The following is a 20,920-nucleotide window of genomic DNA, read 5'->3' as shown; positions in this document are numbered from 1 at the left end:
CATGAAGTGTTTATCTATTAGGCAGCCTTGGGCTGAGGCAATTGTTTTAGGTTTAAAGCCGTTAGAAAATCGCGATTGGTATACTAACGTTAGAGGTGAAATTTTTATCCATGCAGGAAGAACCTTTGACAAAGATGGATTAGCCTTTCTCCAAAAAGAGTTTCGTTTATTCCTAGGCAAAACAGAATCCGATTTCTTGTTAGGTGGATTGGTAGGGAAAACGGAGATTGTTGATTGTATCAAAAAATCTACTTCTAAATGGTTTTTTGGTAAATGGGCATTTGTGATGAAGAACAGTAGAAAAATTGAATTTGTTCCTTACAAAGGGCAACTTGGATTCTTTGAGGTTTCACTATGAGTGAAGAGGTTGATAAAGAATATAAAATTCTCCAACGAGAAGAAAAACTTTCAGCAAAGTTTTTTAAGGAAAACGGATACAAATTAAGACAGATTAAATGTTGCAAATTTTGCAAACACGTTTCGCGCTCAACTGTTTCGGATCCTTATATTTGTGAGAAGGCAAATCCTGATGGTAAATTTCAGACTTCAAGTGTGGATTCGTTCGGTTATTGTAATTCTTTTAAAAAATTAGGACAAAAGAGACAGTAAACGTATGCTAAGTATTATTGGGATTGCACTCTACCTAGTCGAAACTATATTCTTGTATAGTATTATGCTTTCTAAACTATACAACGGAGACTGTCTTAAAATCCTTCCAACAATTGAGAAAAACTCAATTGATGTTATTCTATGTGATCTTCCCTACGGAACTACAGATTGTAAGTGGGATAAAATCATCCCGATGGAATCATTATGGTCTGAGTACCATCGGATTACAAAACCGAATAGCCCAATTCTCTTATTCTCATCTCAACCATTTACCACATATTTAATAAATAGTAATCCGAAACAGTTTCGTTATGAAATCATATGGTATAAAACCAAAGCATCAGGATTTCTTAATGCACGAAAAATGCCAAATAAGAGCCATGAGAACATTGTTGTTTTTTATAAAAATTTACCATATTACAATCCAGTTAAATATGAAATAGATCCACGCTATCAACGAAAAGGTAAGCAAGTAGGATCCAACAAAACCACTCTTTTTAACATTAGAGGTGAGCGAAGCGAGAACTATCAATACCTAGATGATGGTTCTCGATTTCCAGATTCAGTTTTGTGTTTCCCTTCTGAATCACGTCCGGGCCAACACCCAACAGAGAAACCAAATTCGCTTCTACGATTTTTACTAAAGTCTTATGCAAAACCAGGCTTCACGATCCTTGATAATTGTATGGGTAAGGGTAATACTGGAATAGCCTGCGCTGAACTTGGGTTAAACTTTATCGGAATTGAGCAGGATAAATCTTATTTCAAAGATGCAGAAACTAGGATCCGTCTCGCTCATCAAAGAATAAAATTGGGGTTATCATTATGGACGGAATAGAGAAACAAACTGTGATATGTTGTCCTAATTGCAAAAATTCATTTTCGGAGCAATCCTTGCCGTACGAATTGCAACTATCAATTGCAGAAGACTTATGGATGAAACATTGCGAAGAGATGTTTAGGAAAGGTGGTCGGCCCAAAAAACTTGAGAACCTTCCATCCTATATTCATACGCCAAGGATTAAGGCTTATTATGAAAAACTTGAGAAAAGAATTGAAGCAAGAAAAGAAAGGACATAGCGGACAATCAAAAAAATCAAAGTGTCTGCCAAATGAAGCGATTTGAAATATAATAGATAATGGAATTCGTTCAATACCTTTCAGTTTGGGAGAGAATCTCAATCATTGCACTTTGCTTCTTAACCATTTGGGCAGCATTGATTGCATTTTATCGATTAATAAAACGGGCCACAAACTGGCTCCAAAATCGCAATATCAAATTAGGAAAATCAGAGTTTCTTAAAATTGAAAAAACAACTTCTACTTCATTTGTCAGTTCAAGCGAAAAGGACTTCACTATTCATCCAGTCTTTTCTAAGATCGAAAAATTCTTACGAGTTGATTTAAAGTCAATTTCACTTGGTAACAGTTTTCGTGATTTAGTTGTTAAGGATATGGCTTCTGTGACCTGGATCGGACACTCAGATATGCTATTGAAAATTATTCAGGAAACAAAGTCTTGTACCAACTTCCTGCAGTTTAAAAAAGTGATTTTTAGAATTCTTACTGATCGAGTCGAAGAGCTCAACAAGGATCTACTCGCAGAGGGAATTCCTCCTCTAGTGATAGAGAGATATTGCCAAGTTATTAACCTATTTAATGTCCAGTTACTCGCGAATATCGAAGAAATCGATAGGAACTTAGATCGAGACAGTGCCGTTGATTCAGTCTTTCGCTACGTCTCAGCTATACTAACAACTGTTCATCATCAATTCATATTTCTATTCGGTTCTATTAATGGAAAACTTAAAGGCTTAACTTATAAGGGGGTTACTTACAATGAATAAAGCGATTTCTATTCACACATGGTTTCGAAACCAACGAAGAAACACATTCTTCAAAGACCTCCGATTCAGTATAACGTGTTTTTATACGTCTGCCTTAATATTTCTTAGTAATTGGTTAGGTAAGAATGCAGTCTCTGATGAATATGCTGAAGAATACATCGATGATACTGAGGCTAATGTCGGCAAGCCTGGAATCGCTGAAGTGGTAATGTCTAAATTTAAGTGGATCACTGGAAGATCCGGTGCCTGGTGGTTGGTACATAAGGCTGCGATTACTAAAAGACTTCGTGAAGCAGGTTACAGCGGTGAGGTTATTTTTCGAGATGGGGATGGTAATTGGGAAGAAGTTTCCGAAGCTTTATCATCGTTTGATTCTCCAGTAATCATTGGAACGAAAGGTCTTCCTGGTATTCCTGCAGGTGGTGGTCACATTCTAAATATTGTAGATGAAGAGGATGACTGTTGGGTCGTAAAAGACACATGGGGAAATGCTACAACTAACTATAAGGATACGAACGGTGAAAATGTTCGATATCCAAAAGAGTGGTTTCGGAAATTCACCGAAACAAATGGAAAAATCAGAATCATGTATTTCAAGGAGGCTGCATGAAAAAGATTCGCTTAAAAAATCCAGCTGATCGTCAGCTTTCTGTTCTTAGCTTTGCGGGGGGAGGATACCTCGCTATCACTAGTTTACGGATCCTGATCGAAATTGAAAAAGTTTTCCAGTCAATCCTTCTTGATCGATTCGGTGAATTTGAATTTTTAGAAACTGGTAGTAAGAGTTTTCCATTCCACAGGTTATTTGATCTCCTATCTGGTACGTCGACTGGATCAATTATTGCAATGGCTCTTCGATCAGGCTTAACACCAACACAAATTCTGGAATTATATTTAGAACATGGACAAAAAATATTTCCAGGAACAGTTTCCCGGTTCTGGAATAGATTTATCGTTCGAGGAATTTTTTCTGGCCAGGGCTTGTCGGCTCCAAGTTTATCAAGCGAACCATTGTTAGCCTTACTAAAAGCAACCCTTGGAGAGACGACAATTGGAGAGATAAACAAAAATGGGCGTGTGATGGTTATCGGAATCGATTGTGAGACAGATAACACATTACATTATAAATCTTGGAGAGATGAATTTCAAAATTTATCTGCTTACTTGGTAGTCGCTGGTTCTTGTTCTGCAGACACGTATTTTTCTCCGACAGTAATAGAGCAAAAAGATAAGACTTATTACGTTTCTGATGGCGGGACATCTGGGGCCAATGATCCCATTCTGGATGCTATTGTGGAAACTTTTAAGTTTCAAGAAAAAGAGATTTCAGTGGGAAGCCTGGACAAACTTCTTTCCTCTCTTTCAGGCCGAAGACTCTCAATTTTAGAAACAATTCGAACTCTTTTTGGTGATAGTGTACTAGCTGCATCTATTGGAACTGGAGAACGCGCTACTCCCCGAGATGGAAAAGAAATGTTGGACTGGGGAGCCGCACAGTTAGTTACAAATGGTGTCCTTCCGAGTGCACTTTTAAAACGACCGGAAAGACATGCGAGGAAATTAGCATCCTATCTGGTGGACCAAAACAATTTTTACAGTTTCAACACTCCGTTCATGACAGCCAAAGAAACGATGGATGATGCTTCTGATTCTCAGGTGAAATCAATGTTATACGACGTTGATTTCTGGATTGATCAACCTGCAACAAGATCATACATAAACAACTTCGCAAATAGATTGGTTGATTTATTGGAAGAAGTGAATCATGTCTGATAACATAGATCCAAAAACTTGGGACGAATTTATAGAAACGGGCCTTTTCTTATTTGTAAATTCGTTTCTTCATATTTTTGGTTGGGCCATCGTTGTGGAATATGATGGAGATATCAACAATCGTTCTGTAAAGAAAGCTTATCCGGCGCGTACAAAATTCAGAGGTTTTTCCGAAGGAAAGGTAGAAGATGCCTACCTTCGGACAGCTGAATACTTAAAACAAAATTCAGCAAAACTTCTCGATGAAATAAAAGAAACTGGCTGAGGAATTGCCAATTTTCAAGTTCAACACGTATTATATCCTAAGTAAAACTTAGGATATTTCACCTACTACCGACTAACAACAAATAATAGATAATTAGTTTTTTTCTTAAACCGTCCATTTTACTCAATAAATCCTAAGAAATCTTAAATTCAGTAACGATTTTAGCGCTCATCGGAACCCCCGGTAATGCTCGCGGACAACACAGATACAAAATTAGAATCTTTCGACTCCGAACCAAATTCAGATTTGGAGCGAACGGTGTATAAAAACAAATCTCCCGATTGCCCCGGGAAGGTTTCAGTAAAGGATGTTTTTTTAGAATCTACTCCAGAAACAAATTCCAGTTTTCCTGATTTCCCAGCTTTCACCTGTTTGCGATAAATATAATATTCAAAACTATCTTTCACAGAATCCCATTTCAAACTGACAAGTTTATCTTTTCCGATTGGATTTGAATTTAATTGTTTGGGTGGGGATAAAGTCACACCACCAGCTCGTTTTGTTAAACCCGGATCTGTTTTCCCAAAGGCTACTTCACTTGGTTCCGCATAACCAATGTCATTTGCAGCAATTACTGTATATATATATGAATTTCCATTCTGAATGATTGGATCTGAGTCTGTAAAACTTGTTCCAGACATTTCAAACTGTCCAGATGGTTCGGCTCTTTCATCAAACCGATATAAATAATATGTTTTTGCCCCAGGAGCTGCATCCCAATTTAAAATAATTTTATTTGCATAGTCTCCACTAGTTGCAGTTAAATGGCTGACTTGGTTCGGTAATAAAGTTTGATCAGCGACATCGATAGCCAGCGATTCACTCCAAGTCCCTGTTGGTTTTGATTGCACAAGTGCATTGACTCGATAAAAATTGGTCTCCCCTAGTTTGGGAGAAGGATCTATAAAATTCGCGGTTTTGGAGCTTCCAATATTTTTCCATTTCAAAGAAGAATCGGAACGTGCAATGGTATAACTTGAGGCTCCATCCAATTCGGACCAACTCAGTTCCACGTTCGGTGTATTTCCATTTACATAAACTGTTCCAGTGAGGCCGGCCACTTGGCCAATATTTCCATTTGCCTGAGGTTCAGCTGCGGTGAATCCCTCCACTTCCAAAGAGGCAACAGAAACTTCCTCGGAACCCACGGATAGAATTCGATATACATAGGTTGAGTTAGGTGATACATTTAGATCAGTAAAACTTGGTTTATCAGCATAAACTAAATCATAAAATTCAGATTCTTCTTTTCTTTGAACTAAATAAGCAACTGCCAAATCTTGGTGGTTCCAAGTTAAAACAACTTTTGAATCAAATTCTCCTTTAGATACATTGATTTCTGTTGGTGGAACAATCTGTTTTTTTACTGGTGCCACCACCGTTGGTGTGTTTTGTGGGGCTGGTTCATCAATGATGGCATAAGTCTCTTGTCCCACTTTGGCAAGCATAGAATAAGATACCCAACCAAATCCCTTATCTCCCCAACTGGTTCCCCAAGAGTTTTGTAATTTAAAGGCGCCTTTTTTACCTGATTTGGATTTTTTATTGTCATCATATCCAACAATTGTCATGGCATGACCACCATAACTTTGGCCACCATTTTCATCGTAAATGGCAGAACCTTTTACTTTATAAAAAGCATCATCAATGATCATTCCGACCATAACTACATTTTTACCAGCTAATACTCGTTTAATTTCATCTGGATTTTTAAAGTTTAATCTAGAGAAAGATTTGATTTTGTATTTGAGTGCTTCTTTTTTAGAACTTTGTGATGGTTGCGAAAGATAATCTTTATCGGTGTATGGCATACTACTCCAAGGAGCCACACCACTTGACTTTAAAAACTCCATTGTTTTATAATAATACAAACCTTTGTCTTCACCCCCATTCTGTTGGTTGTATATAAAGGCTGGAGAAAAAACAAAATTGCCCTTTCCGCCAGCAAAAGGAGGATCATATTCTGAAACTTGTCCTTTATTTTTTAACAGATAGGATTTGATCGCATAACCAGTTGCCCATGCCACACAACTATTTTGTCGGCCTTGATTACCCACAGGTGGCATTTGGGAAGATAAATCGATCGACTTTGGTAGTTCCTCAAAAGAGTTAAAATCTCTTTTGAGGGGAATACTATCTTGGATTTCTTTGGAACTAGGAATGTATCCGCAAGAAAATGTTCCCGGTTTACATCCAGGAGACCGTACGCTACTCGGATCAAATTCTTCACCTAGAATTGCGCTCGCAAACAAAAACAAGATTCCAGCGATCATTCTGATTAATTTCAAATTCATGGTTTCATCCTCTCTATGATCTGTATGATAGTATTTTTTTGTTTCCAATTTGGGTCTTTACGATCCTCTAAAAGATAGTAAAACCTTGATTTGGTGGAACCCAACTGGAACGAGACAAAGTTATAACTGACACCGGTAATGGTATCTGTTGGCGGAGATTCAAACGAAAAGGTTTCGATTCCTGTTTTGGAAAGTTTTTTCATCCAGGATTCATAGACTTTTAAGTTTACATCCTTTGTTTCGTTTAGAATTTGTTTTTCTGCTCGAGAAAATTTTCGTGTGAGTGTTATTTTATTTTGTCCGGCAACCAATCGGTATTTTTTTCCATACCGAAACTCAGGGGCAACGGCACCAGAACTTTCTTCCCAAACCAGTTCCATTGATTTTAAGCTCCCCTTATGATTCTTTAGATTCCAAAAGGGCGTTTGGATATTTTTGGTTTTGGGGAGGGAAAATACCATCATCCCAGGAAATAAAACCAAACAAACAACGAATGCGACTTTTGAGTTTGAAATCAAAGTGGATCGATCTCATCTTGTTTTCTTACGAAAACAAGACTTTTTTTAGTGAAAAACAACGTTCGAAAGAGGAACTGATTCTTGTTGTTTGAAGTACTAACTATTGGCAATTTCTGCTTTGAGCCATTTTTTTTCGCCGATCGATTTCTTCATATTCTCGATAAGAGCCACTGTGATATTGGTATTGAGTTTCACCATATCGGGATCCTGGGCAATGACAATCATCTCATCAATCAGGTAATCAATTAAATTTTCAATAGACTTTTTTCCCGATGGATCAGTGGCCATAGCTACCGTTGCTTGTGAAATAGCCGAATAAATGGTCAAACTAATTTGTTTGGTTAAATTGGCCTGCATCTCTTTGGGAAGAAGAGAAATAGGTTTCATATTGGCAGAAACACGTTCTGACACTTCGGTTACTAAATTTTGAATTAACGCTTGCAAGTTGGGATTCTGGGCCGACTTGGCAATATTTTTAATCGCCACTTTTTTTAGTTCATCTCTATTTTGATCAATGGCATTCACCAGTTGGTCAAGGGAGTTTCCAGACTTCACTTCATTTTGTGTTTCAGTCAGGATTTGAATGGTAACAATATCCGAGATTTCTTCTTTGATGATATTGGAATAATACCGTAAAGTTCTACTAATCAAATCATTCCCTAAAATACGAGTGAATTGATTGGTTTGTAACATTAGATAAATTTTATACACACGTACTAAACGGAAAAAACGGAACGGCGCAAGTGGGATGAGTCCCAAAACATCATACCAATGGTAAATAGGATATAAAAACCAAGCTATATAGGATTTATTACGAATGGCGATTAGCCAACTAAGGATAAATTCTGCCAAAAAGAAAAAGAGGAACGGAGCATCTAACAATAAATAGTTGTTCACAGGACTTCCATCAGAAGAAATTGCCCGATAATAATTAAGTGCAAAATACTCTCTAAAATTTGAATTAAAAAAATCTATTTTTTGTTCGAGTGACCTGTTTTGGTCCCGCCAAAACCAAGCAAAAGCCACAACAGTCGAAGGGATTCGATCTCGGTTGAGTACAGGATCTAATTCTTGTCTTAGTTTGATATCACGAGCTTTGGTTTTATGAGTTTGGTATTCCGTTTTGATACCGGTTTGGATCTCAGATAAAAATTTAGTTTGTCCTGACATCGCAAATGGATTTGATTCCACGATCTCTAACATTCGTTTATCCATCTTTTGCAAAATGGATAAAATTTCTTTCGACTCGTTTGCTTCAACACTCAGACGATTGATAAAGGCATATTTTTCCGAAAGTTCACTGAGAGTAGTAATTTCGTCCGTCTCTTCTAAAACACTAAAAAAATCATTCAGTTGGACCAAGGTTTCTTCGACTTTCTTTCTGCGGATTTGGACATCCTCAATTTGAATTGCCTTTTCAAATTCGGCGTATAAGAATTCAAACCTTTCATTGGATACTTGTGATTTTAATGATGTGAGAACTTTATAAATTTCTTCTCTAGTGACTTTTCTTTGATTTTCTCTAAAACTATCATCTCGCAGTTGAGTGAGGTATTTTAAATCATCCACCAAATCGGTGTAAGCTGTTGTGGTTCGATGGGCTTCAATGCCGAGAATTGGTTTATCATACAAAGCTAATATTTCAGGAAATTTATGAAAGTAAAAGGGCCGTAGACTCAAATAACTCAAATCAAAAATGATAAGGGCTAAGTTGCCGAGGACAACAAAAACCATGGTTATGTCCCAAAGTAATGGAATTCCTAGTTTGTGTTTTTTGATCAAAGCCCAAGATATCATAAATTCACCAAGGGCAGTAACTCTGCCCTATCCTTTGTTTACATATTACGGCGGTATTGGCCTCCCACTTCATACAATGCATGGGAGATCTGCCCTAAGGACGCCACTTTCACTGTTTCTAGTAACTCGTGAAAGATATTTTCTTTCGCACGCGCCACTTGTTTTAATTTTGTAATGGCATCGGTGGTTTTGGCTCCATTTCGGTTTTGAAACGCCTTCAAATTTCCAATTTGAGTTTGTTTTTCTTCGTCGGTCGAACGAATGACTTCCCCTGGGATAACGGTTGGGGAACCTTTGCTGTTTAAAAAAGTATTCACACCGATGATGGGATATTCACCGGTATGTTTTAAAGTTTCATAATGAAGGGATTCTTCTTGGATTTTATTCCTTTGGTACATCCGCTCCATGGCACCAAGAACACCACCTCTTTCGGTCAAACGGTTGAATTCAGTTAAGATCGCAGATTCGACAAGGTCTGTGAGTTCTTCGATGATAAAAGCACCTTGTAATGGATTTTCATTTTTAGCAAGACCTAACTCCCGATTGATGATGAGTTGGATGGCCACAGCCCGGCGAACGGATTCTTCTGTTGGTGTGGTGATCGCTTCATCATAAGCATTCGTATGAAGGGAGTTACAGTTGTCATAAATTGCGTATAACGCTTGCAAAGTGGTTCTAATATCATTAAAATCAATTTCTTGAGAATGGAGAGAACGACCCGATGTTTGGATATGGTATTTTAACATCTGCGAACGTTCATTGGCTCGGTATTTGAACTTCATGGCTTTGGCCCAAATCCTTCTTGCCACTCGACCAATTACGGAATACTCAGGATCGATTCCATTGGAAAAAAAGAAGGAAAGGTTCGGAGCAAATTCGTTGATGTCCATCCCTCGACTTAAGTAATATTCCACATACGTAAATCCATTGGCCAAAGTAAATGCCACTTGGGTGATGGGATTGGCTCCTGCTTCTGCAATATGATAACCACTGATGGATACCGAATAAAAATTCCGCACTGCATTTTGAATGAAGTGTTCTTGGATGTCTCCCATCATCTTTAAGGCAAATTCTGTGGAGAATATACAAGTATTTTGGGCCTGGTCTTCTTTGAGTATGTCCGCTTGCACCGTTCCCCTAACTTGCGATAGTGCTTCTTTTTTAAGTTTTGCGTATACATCCAAAGGAAGGACTTCATCACCTGCGACTCCGAGGAGCATGAGTCCCAAACCATCGTTCGTTTCCGGCAAAGGCCCATCAAAACGGGGAACCGGTTGTCCTTTGGATTCGTAAATTTTTTTGATTTTGGAACGAATCTCATCTGTTTTTCCTTCGGCCCGAATGTACTTTTCACAGGCCTGGTCAATGGCTGCATTCAAAAAGAAAGCAAGTACCATAGGTGCTGGCCCATTGATGGTCATAGAAACGGAAGTGGATGGATCACATAAATCAAACCCAGAATAGAGTTTTTTAGCATCATCGAGTGTGGCGACATTCACACCGGAGTTACCAATCTTTCCATAAATATCCGGACGAATGTCTGGATCTTCCCCGTATAACGTAACGGAGTCGAAGGCTGTGGACAATCGTTTGGCAGGCATTCCCGAACTCAAATAATGAAATCGACGGTTGGTTCTTTCCGGTCCCCCTTCTCCTGCAAACATACGAGTCGGGTCTTCCCCACTTCGTTTGTAAGGATAAACCCCGGCAGTGTATGGAAAAAATCCCGGAAAGTTTTCTTGGTAAGACCATTGTAGTATATCGCCCCAATCCACAAAACGAGGAGTGGCAATTTTTGGAATTTTCAAATGACTAAGAGAGATTGTATAATTCTCTACTTTGATTTCTTTTCCACGCACAAAATAGGAATACTGTTCCTTACGATAGGATTCAATTTTCTCTAACCAAGTTTCTAATATATTTCGCGAATCCAAAGACAAAGCGTCCCATAACATTTGAAATTCGGATTCTAGGTCAGTGATTGGTTTTCCTTTTTTGGAAAAAACTGCAATCGCACCTTTCAATTGATAGGCGGATCTAGCAGTCTCCGCTTCCTTAGCGATCCACTCCGCATTGCGATCAATTTCTTCTTTGATTTCTGTCAAATACCGAACACGGTCGGGTGGAAGGACAACGGATGCTTCTCTTCCAATTTGGTTTTTTAAATACTTCGATTTCCAATCCAGTTGGCATTTTTCAATCACAACTTCGATAAGATGTGCATAAAGTTCATCGGTTCCTGCATCCTGAAACTGTGACGCAATGGTTCCGTAGACTGGCATCACATCAATGGGATCGTTGAATAAATTCCGCGAACGTTGGTATTGTTTTTTTACATCTCGGAGAGCATCGAGGGCTCCCCGTTTGTCAAACTTGTTGATAGAGATGACATCTGCATAATCGATCATATCGATTTTTTCTAATTGAGTGGCCGCACCATACTCTGGTGTCATCACGTATAACGATACATCGGCGACTTCTGTAATTTCCGAATCACTCTGTCCAATTCCGGCAGTTTCTACGATGATAAGATCATACCCGGCTGACTTTAAAATTTGTATGGCACCTTTGACACTCCGGTTGAGGGCAATGTTTGCTTCCCTAGTGGCAAAAGACCTCATATAAACTCGTTCATTAAAAATCGAATTCATTCGAATCCGGTCACCAAGAAGCGCCCCCCCTGTTTTTCTTTTGGATGGATCGACCGATAAAATAGCAATGGTTTGGTTGGGAAAATCATGTAAGTAACGACGAACGAGTTCATCAGTCAATGATGATTTACCGGCACCACCCGTACCCGTAATTCCAAGAACGGGAATTGTTTTTTCAGGAGGGGGAAATTCTAAATTGATGGAGTAATTAGTTTTTTCTTGCAAAAGAGAAAACTCCATCTGTGTGATGGCTTGCCCGAGGGCTAAATAATTTTTCTTTTGGATTTGTGACGCCAAATCTCCGTTAAATGAGAGTGGTGTAGGAAAATCTGATTTTTGGACCACATCGTTAATCATCCCTTGCAGGCCAAGAGTTCTTCCTTCATCAGGAGAATAGATATGCGCCACACCATATTTATGTAGGACTTCAATTTCGGAAGGAAGGATGGTTCCACCGCCACCACCAAACACTCGTATATGACCTGCCCCTTCTTTTTGTAAAAGGTCAATCATGTATTGGAAATATTCCACATGACCACCCTGGTAACTCGTGATGGCAATTCCTTGGACATCTTCTTGGATGGCACATTGGACTATCTCTTGGACACTTCGGTTGTGGCCCAAGTGGATCACTTCCACCCCGCTCTGTTGCAAAATCCTACGCATGATATTGATCGAGGCGTCGTGGCCATCGAAGAGAGAGGCCGCCGTCACAAAGCGAATTTTGTTTTGGGGGGAGTAGGCAAGGATTTCGGACGTCATAGAGAACAACGTTCTAGAATGATTGTTACGGATTCAATTGGAAAATGTGACGGGAATGACATAGCTCGTGAAACTATGCCATAATTTTTCCGAATGGTCGAGACTAAAGTATGGATTCCGCCTTTTTCATCAGTTCTCGGACGCGGTTTTCCAGGATTTCTGTCAGTTCTTTGGCCGCTTTTTTCTCTGGTCCCGTGGGAAACTCGGACGGGAGGATGGGTTTGCCAATGAGGTAACGAATTTTTGTTTTGAATGCATCACCAGTCAGGAAAGCCTTGGGTTTGGACATATTAGTCGCCCCCACAATTCCCGAAGGAATGATCGGAACCCCAGCCCGGATGGCAAGTTTTGCCGCCATCGCTCGAAAAGATTGGATTTCCCCTGTTTCCGACCTAGAACCTTCGGGATAAATAGAAAGAATTTCCCCTTCTTTCATTAGGTCCACCATATAGGTTTCCAATTTTTCGTAGTACTCCATCGCAGCCCGTTTGTCCATTTCTGAATCCTTGGCAGCATTGCGAATGATAGGCATACTTCCCCAATTGATCAGATTTTTTTTCACCACGCTGCCAAGAGAATTTAACAGGATTTCAATGACCGGTTTTGTCAAACTGAGAGGAGGATATTGGAAAGGAGAGTTTTTATGATTGATGATGGCCATAATCTCTTCCTGTGGGTGGAAAAGTTCATATTTGCCTAAATAGACAATTTTACGTTCCGCATAGGCGCCTTGGACAGGAATGTCCAAATAATCCGTATGATTGGAGATGATGAGTGCCCCACCGGACTCTGGGATATTTTCCGATCCAGTCACTTTGACATCATAAATGAGTTCCAAAAGGTTACGGAGGATGGTTTTGGGCACTTCCCGAGGGATGACAAAGAGACTTTCTAAAATATCAGCGGCGTTTTGGTTGGAATCCATAGAATCATCACATATTTCAAAATAAAACTTTATGAAATCAAGTTGGATTTTCATCTTAGATAGGAAATTCCTATGAAAGAACTCCTCCTAGCACAGAACTCCCTTTGGTTCTCTTCCCTACCCCTGGATTCCCTACATATTTGGGACCCAACACTCGGTGGAGTTTTTCTCACCATCTCCACAATCTGCCACTACCTGGGAGGAAGTAGTTTTTTCCTCGGTTTGATTTCTTTTGTTTATATTTACTTTCGGCCCAAACTTGCTTTCGAACTCTCGCTGGGGCTTCTCACATCGGCTGTGATGGTTTCTCTCTTAAAGTTCTATTTAGAAAGCCCAAGACCTTTTCCTTATCCAGAAGCTTTTGATGAAAAAGCATTTGGTTTGCCATCGGGCCATGTTTATTCAGCTGTTGTCGTCTGGGGATTGTTAGCTTACAGAATTCCCAAACTTTGGTTTCGAATTGTATCCATTCTCATCATCCTATTTATGCCATTTTCTAGAATGTATCTTAAGGTTCATTATTTAGGAGATGTCAGTTTAGGATTTGGACTCGGTATCCTACATTTAGTGATTCTCATTTTTTTACTAAACAAATTCTATCAAAAGGATTCCAAAAAGGTTTTCTTAGAAACGGAAAAATACAGAACCTTAGGTCTACTTGGAATTGTTGTAACACTTTCCCCAATCTCTTTGGATTCCATTTTTCTTTCGGAAGAACACCACCATAGTTTGTCAGGAGTGCTTATGGCAAGCGGAGCCCTCGCTGGTTTTTGGCTCGGAATTCTTTTTTATCCAAGATTTAGCAAACGCGAATTTTTAGATTGGTCCCTTCCCCCATTTAGTTTCTCCTTCGGAACTAAAGAATTCCGCATTTTTTGGAATACGGTTCTTGTTCGTTTGTTAGTATTAGCCATTGTGATCTCGTTATTTTATGTGTTACCCGGAATATTCATCAAAAAATCCATTTGGAAAGATGATTTGTTTTTGAGATACATTCGTTACTTAGTGGTTGGATTTGCCCTTGTTTTCCTTGTCCCTTTGGTTCTGCAAAAAATCCAAAAAGGAAAGTTTTTGCAAAACTAATACATGCAAAAATTAAAAAAGATATTTCAGATTTTAAAAACGGAACTAATGAAAGAAGGAGTCCTAAAAAACTCCATCTTTGTTAGTAGTTCTAAAGCCATATCCGCCATCACCAATTTGGTGTTTATGATTTATTCCGTGAATTTGTTAAGCAAAGCAGAAAACGGAAAACTCCAATACTTTTTAGGTTTTTTACCCGTTGTATTGGCGGTTGCTGAATTTGGCCTTCCGAATGCCCTTATCAAATACATCTCTCCGATGGCAGAACGAAAGGAAAATCCAGGCGCAATACTCAATGCATCACTAAGGATTAAATTTTATTCCTTCGTATTTTTGTCGTTAGTATGTTTCGTTGCTTACATTACTGGGGATGAGAATTATTTCGTCCTATTACTTCTGTTATTCGGTGGGATTATTATTTCTTTTATCTCCTACTTCGAAAGTCTTTTTGTTTCTTACCGCAAGTATAAATCTTTGTCTCTCTGGAATCCACTACCCAACGTAGTTCGTTTGTTATTGTTAATTTATTTTTCGGAATCCAGTGTTCATGCACTAACCTATATGGATATTTTAGCAATCTTCTGTATTGCTCCGATTTTTGTTTTGTTTTTATTTTTTATATTTTTTGGTAAAGAAGAAATTTCTTTTACGGCAGAGTTTTCAGAGATTCGAACGAACGAAAAAAAACTTTTACTTTTTAATCTATGGGCTTTTGCCGCTTCTATTTGTGCCATCCTATCAGACAGATTGGAAATTTTCTTTCTAAACCAATTCCATCCCCCGGAAATTGTTGCCGATTACGGAACCGCCTTACAACTGTTTAGTGGATTTATTATTATCCTCTCTACATTTAATTCTATTATTTATCCAAAACTAGCGCGACTTGCAGAAACGGAAGAATTCCCCACTGTCCTTAAAAAATCAGTTTTTTTAGGGGGAATGATTGCCATTGCCCTATCCCCTGGAATTTTACTCGCTGAACCCATCTTAACATTGTTATTCGGAACAAAGTACACCAATTCCATCTCAGTTTTCAAAATCCTATACCCGAATTTTTTATTACAATTGGTATTTGCACCCTTAGGAACAGCCCTCTTTGCCTTGGGATTGCCAAGACTTCTGGCGGGACTTGCCCTTCTCCGATTATTGTTTGGTGCCATCTTTGACTATTGGATCATTCCCGATTGGGGTGCTAATGGAGCCGCTATCTCACTCTTTCTTGGTCAGATTGTTTCTTGGTTACTGTTGACCGGTTATTTTATGGCTTACTTTCGGAAGTAACAAACTCATACATTTTTTTATAGTGAGTTTCTAATACAGCCCATTCATTTGCAGAAACATTGCTACCATACAATTTCATATAGGCTTCTTTGACTGACTTCCCTTCGGCAAGGAATTCCTTTAGTTTCAAAATGACCATTTTCAGTTGGATGGAATCATTTTGAATATCGTAATCTCGATTAATTTTGGTTCCAGAGGAGATTTCAAATTCCCGAACAAAAATTTCCGGCAATCTCAAAATTCCATAACCCTCTGTGTGATTGGTTCGAAACTCAGATCTTGTTTTTGCCCAAGCGAGTAAAAACAAAGACGGATTGGGCGGATATCCACCTAACAAACTACCATCTGGAAATTGTAACTTTTGCGAAAATCGTACAATTGCTCTCGAAAGTTCTTTTTTTCGACGAACAGAAAAACTCGTTTTTTCCACTTCTGTCAAATAAACATAAATTACGGCTTCTTCTTTACTATGGTCCGTCTTTTCAAAAAACCGACTCAAATCCTGAGAAAAACGAGTGTCAGCTTCCTGATAAGAAAAAATAACCAACAGAAGAGGGAAAATGAGAAGAAATCCATGTCTGTATTTCAAAAGTATTTTCTTCATCCCTACAAGTATCGGGATAGTTTCCCTTCTCTTTCTTTCTTTTTTTTCTACCCTTTCTGCTCAGTCTTATTCCGACTCCGTTATGGATGACGACCGTGCAAATCGAAATTTTGGTCGCGTCGTTGTAGGAGAACGGATCCAAAAAATTCCGAAGTCTTCTGAAAAACTAGGCTTCGGGGTTCAAACTGAGCTCATCACTGGAGGAAGGTTCCAATCTCAAAAAGGGGGCCTGGATTCTGAAAAAGCCAATCGTTACTACACCCAAGGGAATGTAACCACCCCCACTCTCTTTTATTATGCAAGTCAGGGCTGGAATTTAGGTATCCTTCTCGCACCACGAATCACCCTCTCCGAAGGCCGAGTGGTGGAAAAGGAAGTTCGCACCATTTATGATTCGGAAGCCACAGCCCTTCTTTCCAAAGAAATTTCTGGAATCCAGGTTGCCGCCGAAGTTGGCCGAGGGTTCAACAGGTTGGATCGGTATGGTTTTTTCTTTGTAGGAATGGCCAATTTTGGGACTTTATCGATTTCGCATACTTCTGGCTTTCACATAACAGGAATTCACTTAAATGCAAAACCGGAACTAGAGAATTGGTTTGGGCCTCCTTGGATTGGATACCGTAGAGAAATTTACGGAGGGTTTATCAGTTCCGAAAAAACATTATTCTGGGAAGAGTTTCGTTTTTTCCATTACGTATATTCCGATCCCAATCACAATTCAAATGGACAAATTCTATCGGGCCAAAGGACTTCTGGGCGTTATTCCTATAGCGGAATGGAATTCCAATCACGAAAATTTTTGGAAACTTGGGCAGTCGATCTAGCTGGCATTCGACTTTTGGGAGAATCCAAATCCTCCACCAATCCTTGGTCGGAAGAAAAATTAGCCACCAATTCCTATTTGGGTTATTTTTCCCTCCATTCAAAGTGCGAAAAATTCAGTTTTGCCTTAGCGGGTCTTATTACCAGAAAAGATCAAAAGGATCGATTAGATTCAAATAGCAACGGTTATGCGTCTAATTTTGCCGAACCAAAAGTGTTAGGTGGATATTCTTCTTTTCTATTGTATCAATCTTTGGATTTGATCCATCCACCGCAGTTTCGAGATGTTCCGACAAAAGAAAATCCTAACTTTGAAAACAAAGGAAATCGAATTTATGGAATCCAAATGGGCATGGATTGGATTTCCTTTTTTCGTACGGATCTATTTTTCAACCGATCAGATTCTGTTATGGGTAAAGGATCGGAAGTGATAGGCAAACTTAGTTTTTTAACCAATGAATATGGTAAGTTATTTGCACAAATGAGTGCCTCTTATACAATGATGGACCCAAATACAACACGTGTTTGGATTACAGAACCATTTACAGAAGAGGAACCCAAAAAAGAATACATTCGCTTTTATCTTTCTTTAGGGACACAGTTTTAAGATTGCATTAGCTTGTACCAAGTTTTGAAAAATCGAACTTCGTTACCTTTTTCATTATAAACAATCGAATCAATGTTCATCTTAGCAAGAAAAATCCCTCTTCCGCTCACTAAGTTGGCTGCGGGGTTGATTACTGGATTTGGAATTTGGCTGACAGCAAATCCAGTTCCTTCATCACGAATCACGATGGTAATTCCGACATCATCCATGGAAATTTCCACGAACACAGAAGTATTATTTTCTGCACAACGCGAATCCACTAACTTAAAATAATCTTCATTTGCTTCCAGACATTCTTGTTTTTCTGCATAACTGACACCGGCAACACCATGTTCAATGGCATTTGCCAATAATTCATACAAAACAATTTTAATAGAAATTAAATCTTCCTGAGTTGCAAGCGGAGAGTTCAAGATTTGTTTTACAATAAATGCAATATAAGAATTTAATTTTTTGATTTGAGGACGAAGTTTGATTTTACAATCAGCACTAAACTGTATGATCTCACCGCTATTGAAGAGGAGAGTTAAGTCAACATCAGCATTTTCAAATTTTTTAATTCGAGAACGGAGAGCTTCCATTCGAAAAGGCTTTAAGAAAAAATCAACAGCCCCCATTCTAAAAACATCAATTGCAATTTGAATGTCACTATCACCGGTAATGACCAAAAATGGAGTTTGGTTACCATCTGCTCTCAGTTTTTGTATGAATTGAATCCCATTTAATTTTGGTAAGCTGATATCAGAAATAATAAGATCGAATGTATTTTGATTAGAGATCGTAAGTGCTTCTAGTCCATCAGAAGCAAGAGTGACATTAAATTCATCTTTGAAGTATTCCCAGAACAATTCACGGATTGTCTCTTCGTCATCAACAAAAAGGATTTTCATAGAGTGGAGTCTTAGAGTAAAGAGAACTCCAATCTATAACAATTGTAAATCTATTTTTGGATTTTAGTCTTCTAAGTTGTAGGAACGGCCCAATTTATAAGTCAATTGTAACTCTTGTTGGAGGTCCAAAATCTCTCTACGAGTAAAAAAAGCAATCTTCCCACCAGAAAGCTCAAACGCATAGTAGGCGGTATCCTCCGACTGGAGTAGGGTTTTTAATTGGCTGAGCGATGTGACCCGTGTTCCGTTTACCTTCTCTAATACTAAATCCTGGAATTCCTGGTATCCTAGGTTCCCTTCTAGGGGGAAAACACGACTCAAAATCACTATCTTTTCCCGAACCGGGTGGACTTTCTTCTGATAGTAGTCGGAAAGATAAACTAGTTTTTTCTCCGACTTCAACCGATATTCCGAACCAAACTCTTTCAAATACGCATTGGTAAGTTCAGTAAAGAAAAACCCACCGACAATCAAATATAAGGGTTTTCTTTTTTTTGCTTCTTCTGGAATCAAAAAGTCATTGGAGTCGTAGGCTCTCAAATCATAACTCACATCTTGGTTTTGAAAACTTCGATGGAGTTTCAATTTGATTGTCTCACCTAATTCACGTAAACTGCCATCTGATTTTCGTAAAATCAAATCATATACTTTATCCGTTCGATCCCAATCATCTATTTTAGAAAGCGTGGTTGAGTTGATCTCTGTGATTAAATCTCCCGGAAACAAATTGTATGCCGGCCCCACTCCAGGCACCACTTCGGTTACGAGCAGTGGATTGGATATACTTTTGGAATAATACTCACGTTCGGAAGGAGTTAGGTTGATATCAAAAACTAAACCTGGGTGAGGAAAAGGTTTTCCACCTGTTTTGTAGAAAGTTTCCACATATTCTGTCGGAATCAAATATTCAGAAATGGTAACGCCACATAACAGTTGATTTTTGAAGAAAAAATCAGAATCTTCTGTGCCTTTTTTTTCAAGTAAAAATACTTTGATTGGTGTTTTAGAAAAGGGAAGGAATACATAACGTGACTTTCCCGTTGGGCAATTTTTATTCGAAGTTTTTGAATCCAAAACCACTGGTTTCGGAAGTTTTGGGATCTCTTTTGTTTCCAAAAGAAGAAAACCCGTTTCTTCATCATAAGATTTAATTCCTAACTTAGGAATGGAATAATCGAAAGATTCAAATTCAGCAAAGACTGGATTTTGTTTGGGAAGTGTGACACCAAAAAAAAGACCTTTCCCTATATAAATCAAATTTAACTTTCGAGAGAAAGGTTCTCCCACAAGCCAAGGATTTTGATGGCTTGTCTTTTGGAAGGTAACTCTCGATTCGATCACACGTTTGTCTTCGAAGTCTTCTGCACCAAGAGAAAGTAAGGTGGCAAAAATTAAAAAAAATACAAACGCAGATTTAAAACTCTTCATAATTCGCACCATATCTTTTTTTAACACGTTGGTTCATTTGATAAACAGACTCAGGCCTTAACACAATCGGTAGATCCATACCTCGAAACCTAAGGACAATAAATCCCTTTTTCCCATCTTTCCAAATGGTTTTAAATTCATTTAGATCTTTCGGTACGCGACCGTTAATCGACTCAACTACTTTGTATTTATACTTTTTGTATTTAGAAGTTTCGGGGTCATTAAATGTATAACTGAGAACAATATCCCGAGTGGTATACCTGTACAACAAATCTTGGATAAAATAACTATAATGGTATTTTAAGGAACTATCCAAGTCGCCGTCTTCGGAATGAAAAAAAGACCGAGAGATGGGTTGAAATACAAACCCAGCCTGCAAAAAATAATCTTCGGTAGAATCTCTGTACAAATCCAAAGCATAATTTTTCTGGAGATTCACTTCGGCATCATAACGTTTCCCGGCACGGTAAAAACTCACGGTCACTTTTGTATTCAGTTGTTTGTTTTCGATCCAATCGATAATGAATTCTTTTTTGTTGGACTGTGAAATTTCTCCATCATTTGTGAGTGGCAAACTATCGACTGCCGTTACAAAATCTTTTTCTTTTAAAACTTTTGAAAATGTAGAAGAAGGATAAATTCGATTCACAAAAATCCCTGTTTTGTCAGAAGGGACTTTCATTGCTTGTTTTAAACTTTTTGGATTTCCATTTTGGAAAGTAAATCCGATATTAGGAAACCCGTCATACTTTCCGTCAGCTATA

The 20,920-nt window shown here is 38.5% G+C and carries 20 protein-coding genes; 10 read left to right on the top strand and 10 right to left on the bottom strand.

Features of this window, described 5'->3' with window-relative positions; translation table 11 throughout:
- Position 1: 1 nt before the first annotated feature.
- The 7 genes from JWG40_RS03730 to JWG40_RS03700 all read left to right on the top strand — a co-directional run bounded on the left by JWG40_RS03730 (position 2) and on the right by JWG40_RS03700 (position 4,494).
- Positions 2–358: an ASCH domain-containing protein gene (locus tag JWG40_RS03730; protein ID WP_205284515.1), complete on the top strand. Its 357-nt coding sequence runs from the start codon at positions 2–4 to the stop codon at positions 356–358.
- A complete protein-coding gene (locus tag JWG40_RS03725; protein WP_205284514.1) occupies positions 355–609 on the top strand; it encodes a hypothetical protein in 255 nt (84 codons plus the stop codon). Before JWG40_RS03730 ends, JWG40_RS03725 begins: the two co-directional genes overlap by 4 nt.
- Before the next feature lie 4 nt (positions 610–613).
- A complete protein-coding gene (locus tag JWG40_RS03720) occupies positions 614–1,447 on the top strand; it encodes a DNA-methyltransferase (RefSeq protein WP_232369154.1) in 834 nt (277 codons plus the stop codon).
- Between the two features lie 301 nt (positions 1,448–1,748).
- Positions 1,749–2,456 (top strand): hypothetical protein, encoded by a 708-nt coding sequence (locus tag JWG40_RS03715; RefSeq protein WP_205284513.1) that lies wholly within the window; start codon positions 1,749–1,751, stop codon positions 2,454–2,456.
- Positions 2,449–3,066 (top strand): hypothetical protein, encoded by a 618-nt coding sequence (locus JWG40_RS03710; protein WP_205284512.1) that lies wholly within the window; start codon positions 2,449–2,451, stop codon positions 3,064–3,066. Before JWG40_RS03715 ends, JWG40_RS03710 begins: the two co-directional genes overlap by 8 nt.
- On the top strand, positions 3,063–4,229 hold the full coding sequence (locus tag JWG40_RS03705; protein WP_205284511.1) for a patatin-like phospholipase family protein: 1,167 nt from the start codon (positions 3,063–3,065) through the stop codon (positions 4,227–4,229). The genes JWG40_RS03710 and JWG40_RS03705 overlap by 4 nt, the downstream gene beginning before the upstream one ends.
- Positions 4,222–4,494 carry a hypothetical protein gene (locus tag JWG40_RS03700; protein WP_205284510.1) on the top strand — a complete coding sequence of 91 codons (273 nt, stop codon included), beginning with the start codon at positions 4,222–4,224 and terminating at the stop codon, positions 4,492–4,494. Before JWG40_RS03705 ends, JWG40_RS03700 begins: the two co-directional genes overlap by 8 nt.
- Before the next feature lie 161 nt (positions 4,495–4,655).
- Here JWG40_RS03700 and JWG40_RS03695 read toward each other — a convergent pair whose 3' ends face one another.
- The 6 genes from JWG40_RS03695 to JWG40_RS03670 all read right to left on the bottom strand — a co-directional run bounded on the left by JWG40_RS03695 (position 4,656) and on the right by JWG40_RS03670 (position 13,441).
- A complete protein-coding gene (locus JWG40_RS03695; protein WP_232369153.1) occupies positions 4,656–6,788 on the bottom strand; it encodes a C1 family peptidase in 2,133 nt (710 codons plus the stop codon).
- Complete coding sequence (locus JWG40_RS03690; protein WP_232369152.1) at positions 6,785–7,168, bottom strand: permease; 384 nt, start codon at positions 7,166–7,168, stop codon at positions 6,785–6,787. Before JWG40_RS03690 ends, JWG40_RS03695 begins: the two co-directional genes overlap by 4 nt.
- Positions 7,169–7,184: 16 nt before the next feature.
- A complete protein-coding gene (locus JWG40_RS03685) occupies positions 7,185–7,322 on the bottom strand; it encodes a hypothetical protein (RefSeq protein WP_205284598.1) in 138 nt (45 codons plus the stop codon).
- A gap of 80 nt (positions 7,323–7,402) precedes the next feature.
- Positions 7,403–9,103, bottom strand: a complete 1,701-nt coding sequence (locus JWG40_RS03680) for a hypothetical protein (RefSeq protein ID WP_205284509.1) — start codon at positions 9,101–9,103, stop codon at positions 7,403–7,405.
- 38 nt (positions 9,104–9,141) lie between these two features.
- Positions 9,142–12,516: a methylmalonyl-CoA mutase family protein gene (locus tag JWG40_RS03675; RefSeq protein ID WP_205284508.1), complete on the bottom strand. Its 3,375-nt coding sequence runs from the start codon at positions 12,514–12,516 to the stop codon at positions 9,142–9,144.
- A 103-nt stretch (positions 12,517–12,619) separates the two neighbouring features.
- Positions 12,620–13,441: a lysophospholipid acyltransferase family protein gene (locus tag JWG40_RS03670; protein ID WP_205284591.1), complete on the bottom strand. Its 822-nt coding sequence runs from the start codon at positions 13,439–13,441 to the stop codon at positions 12,620–12,622.
- 72 nt (positions 13,442–13,513) lie between these two features.
- On the opposite strand from JWG40_RS03670, the gene JWG40_RS03665 reads away from it, so the two are divergent.
- The gene (locus JWG40_RS03665; RefSeq protein ID WP_205284507.1) at positions 13,514–14,524 is read left to right on the top strand and encodes a phosphatase PAP2 family protein; all 1,011 of its coding nucleotides are present in this window, start codon (positions 13,514–13,516) and stop codon (positions 14,522–14,524) included.
- Between the two features lie 3 nt (positions 14,525–14,527).
- On the top strand, positions 14,528–15,805 hold the full coding sequence (locus JWG40_RS03660) for an oligosaccharide flippase family protein (RefSeq protein WP_205284506.1): 1,278 nt from the start codon (positions 14,528–14,530) through the stop codon (positions 15,803–15,805).
- Here the strand turns inward: JWG40_RS03660 and JWG40_RS03655 are convergent.
- A complete protein-coding gene (locus JWG40_RS03655; RefSeq protein WP_205284505.1) occupies positions 15,783–16,409 on the bottom strand; it encodes a hypothetical protein in 627 nt (208 codons plus the stop codon). The two genes, JWG40_RS03660 and JWG40_RS03655, sit on opposite strands and share 23 nt — an antisense overlap.
- Positions 16,410–16,491: 82 nt before the next feature.
- Between JWG40_RS03655 and JWG40_RS03650 the strand changes: the two genes are divergently transcribed.
- Complete coding sequence (locus tag JWG40_RS03650; RefSeq protein ID WP_205284590.1) at positions 16,492–17,838, top strand: hypothetical protein; 1,347 nt, start codon at positions 16,492–16,494, stop codon at positions 17,836–17,838.
- Here JWG40_RS03650 and JWG40_RS03645 read toward each other — a convergent pair.
- The 3 genes from JWG40_RS03645 to JWG40_RS03635 form a co-directional block, all read right to left on the bottom strand.
- Positions 17,835–18,728: an ATP-binding response regulator gene (locus JWG40_RS03645; RefSeq protein ID WP_205284504.1), complete on the bottom strand. Its 894-nt coding sequence runs from the start codon at positions 18,726–18,728 to the stop codon at positions 17,835–17,837. The genes JWG40_RS03650 and JWG40_RS03645 overlap by 4 nt on opposite strands.
- A gap of 63 nt (positions 18,729–18,791) precedes the next feature.
- Entirely contained in the window at positions 18,792–20,156 is a 1,365-nt protein-coding gene (locus JWG40_RS03640) for a PDZ domain-containing protein (protein ID WP_205284503.1), read from the bottom strand.
- On the bottom strand, positions 20,143–20,920 hold a 778-nt coding region (locus JWG40_RS03635), incomplete at its 5' end, for a PDZ domain-containing protein (RefSeq protein WP_205284502.1). The genes JWG40_RS03640 and JWG40_RS03635, both read right to left, overlap by 14 nt.

Origin of the sequence: Leptospira abararensis (assembly GCF_016918735.1) — a bacterium.
Taxonomy (GTDB): domain Bacteria; phylum Spirochaetota; class Leptospiria; order Leptospirales; family Leptospiraceae; genus Leptospira_A; species Leptospira_A abararensis.
The sequence above is the reverse complement of the archived record's forward strand: the minus strand, read 5'-3'. Positions and strand labels throughout refer to the sequence as shown.

Bases quoted from the DNA above. Each gene is read 5' to 3' on its own strand.
- JWG40_RS03730 (WP_205284515.1), top strand. From the start codon at position 2: ATGAAGTGTTTATCTATTAGGCAGCCTTGGGCTGAGGCAATTGTTTTA.
- JWG40_RS03725 (WP_205284514.1), top strand. From the start codon at position 355: ATGAGTGAAGAGGTTGATAAAGAATATAAAATTCTCCAACGAGAAGAA.
- JWG40_RS03720 (WP_232369154.1), top strand. From the start codon at position 614: ATGCTAAGTATTATTGGGATTGCACTCTACCTAGTCGAAACTATATTC.
- JWG40_RS03715 (WP_205284513.1), top strand. From the start codon at position 1,749: ATGGAATTCGTTCAATACCTTTCAGTTTGGGAGAGAATCTCAATCATT.
- JWG40_RS03710 (WP_205284512.1), top strand. From the start codon at position 2,449: ATGAATAAAGCGATTTCTATTCACACATGGTTTCGAAACCAACGAAGA.
- JWG40_RS03705 (WP_205284511.1), top strand. From the start codon at position 3,063: ATGAAAAAGATTCGCTTAAAAAATCCAGCTGATCGTCAGCTTTCTGTT.
- JWG40_RS03700 (WP_205284510.1), top strand. From the start codon at position 4,222: ATGTCTGATAACATAGATCCAAAAACTTGGGACGAATTTATAGAAACG.
- JWG40_RS03695 (WP_232369153.1), bottom strand. From the start codon at position 6,788: ATGAATTTGAAATTAATCAGAATGATCGCTGGAATCTTGTTTTTGTTT.
- JWG40_RS03690 (WP_232369152.1), bottom strand. From the start codon at position 7,168: ATGGAACTGGTTTGGGAAGAAAGTTCTGGTGCCGTTGCCCCTGAGTTT.
- JWG40_RS03685 (WP_205284598.1), bottom strand. From the start codon at position 7,322: ATGAGATCGATCCACTTTGATTTCAAACTCAAAAGTCGCATTCGTTGT.
- JWG40_RS03680 (WP_205284509.1), bottom strand. From the start codon at position 9,103: ATGATATCTTGGGCTTTGATCAAAAAACACAAACTAGGAATTCCATTA.
- JWG40_RS03675 (WP_205284508.1), bottom strand. From the start codon at position 12,516: ATGACGTCCGAAATCCTTGCCTACTCCCCCCAAAACAAAATTCGCTTT.
- JWG40_RS03670 (WP_205284591.1), bottom strand. From the start codon at position 13,441: ATGGATTCCAACCAAAACGCCGCTGATATTTTAGAAAGTCTCTTTGTC.
- JWG40_RS03665 (WP_205284507.1), top strand. From the start codon at position 13,514: ATGAAAGAACTCCTCCTAGCACAGAACTCCCTTTGGTTCTCTTCCCTA.
- JWG40_RS03660 (WP_205284506.1), top strand. From the start codon at position 14,528: ATGCAAAAATTAAAAAAGATATTTCAGATTTTAAAAACGGAACTAATG.
- JWG40_RS03655 (WP_205284505.1), bottom strand. From the start codon at position 16,409: ATGAAGAAAATACTTTTGAAATACAGACATGGATTTCTTCTCATTTTC.
- JWG40_RS03650 (WP_205284590.1), top strand. From the start codon at position 16,492: ATGGATGACGACCGTGCAAATCGAAATTTTGGTCGCGTCGTTGTAGGA.
- JWG40_RS03645 (WP_205284504.1), bottom strand. From the start codon at position 18,728: ATGAAAATCCTTTTTGTTGATGACGAAGAGACAATCCGTGAATTGTTC.
- JWG40_RS03640 (WP_205284503.1), bottom strand. From the start codon at position 20,156: ATGAAGAGTTTTAAATCTGCGTTTGTATTTTTTTTAATTTTTGCCACC.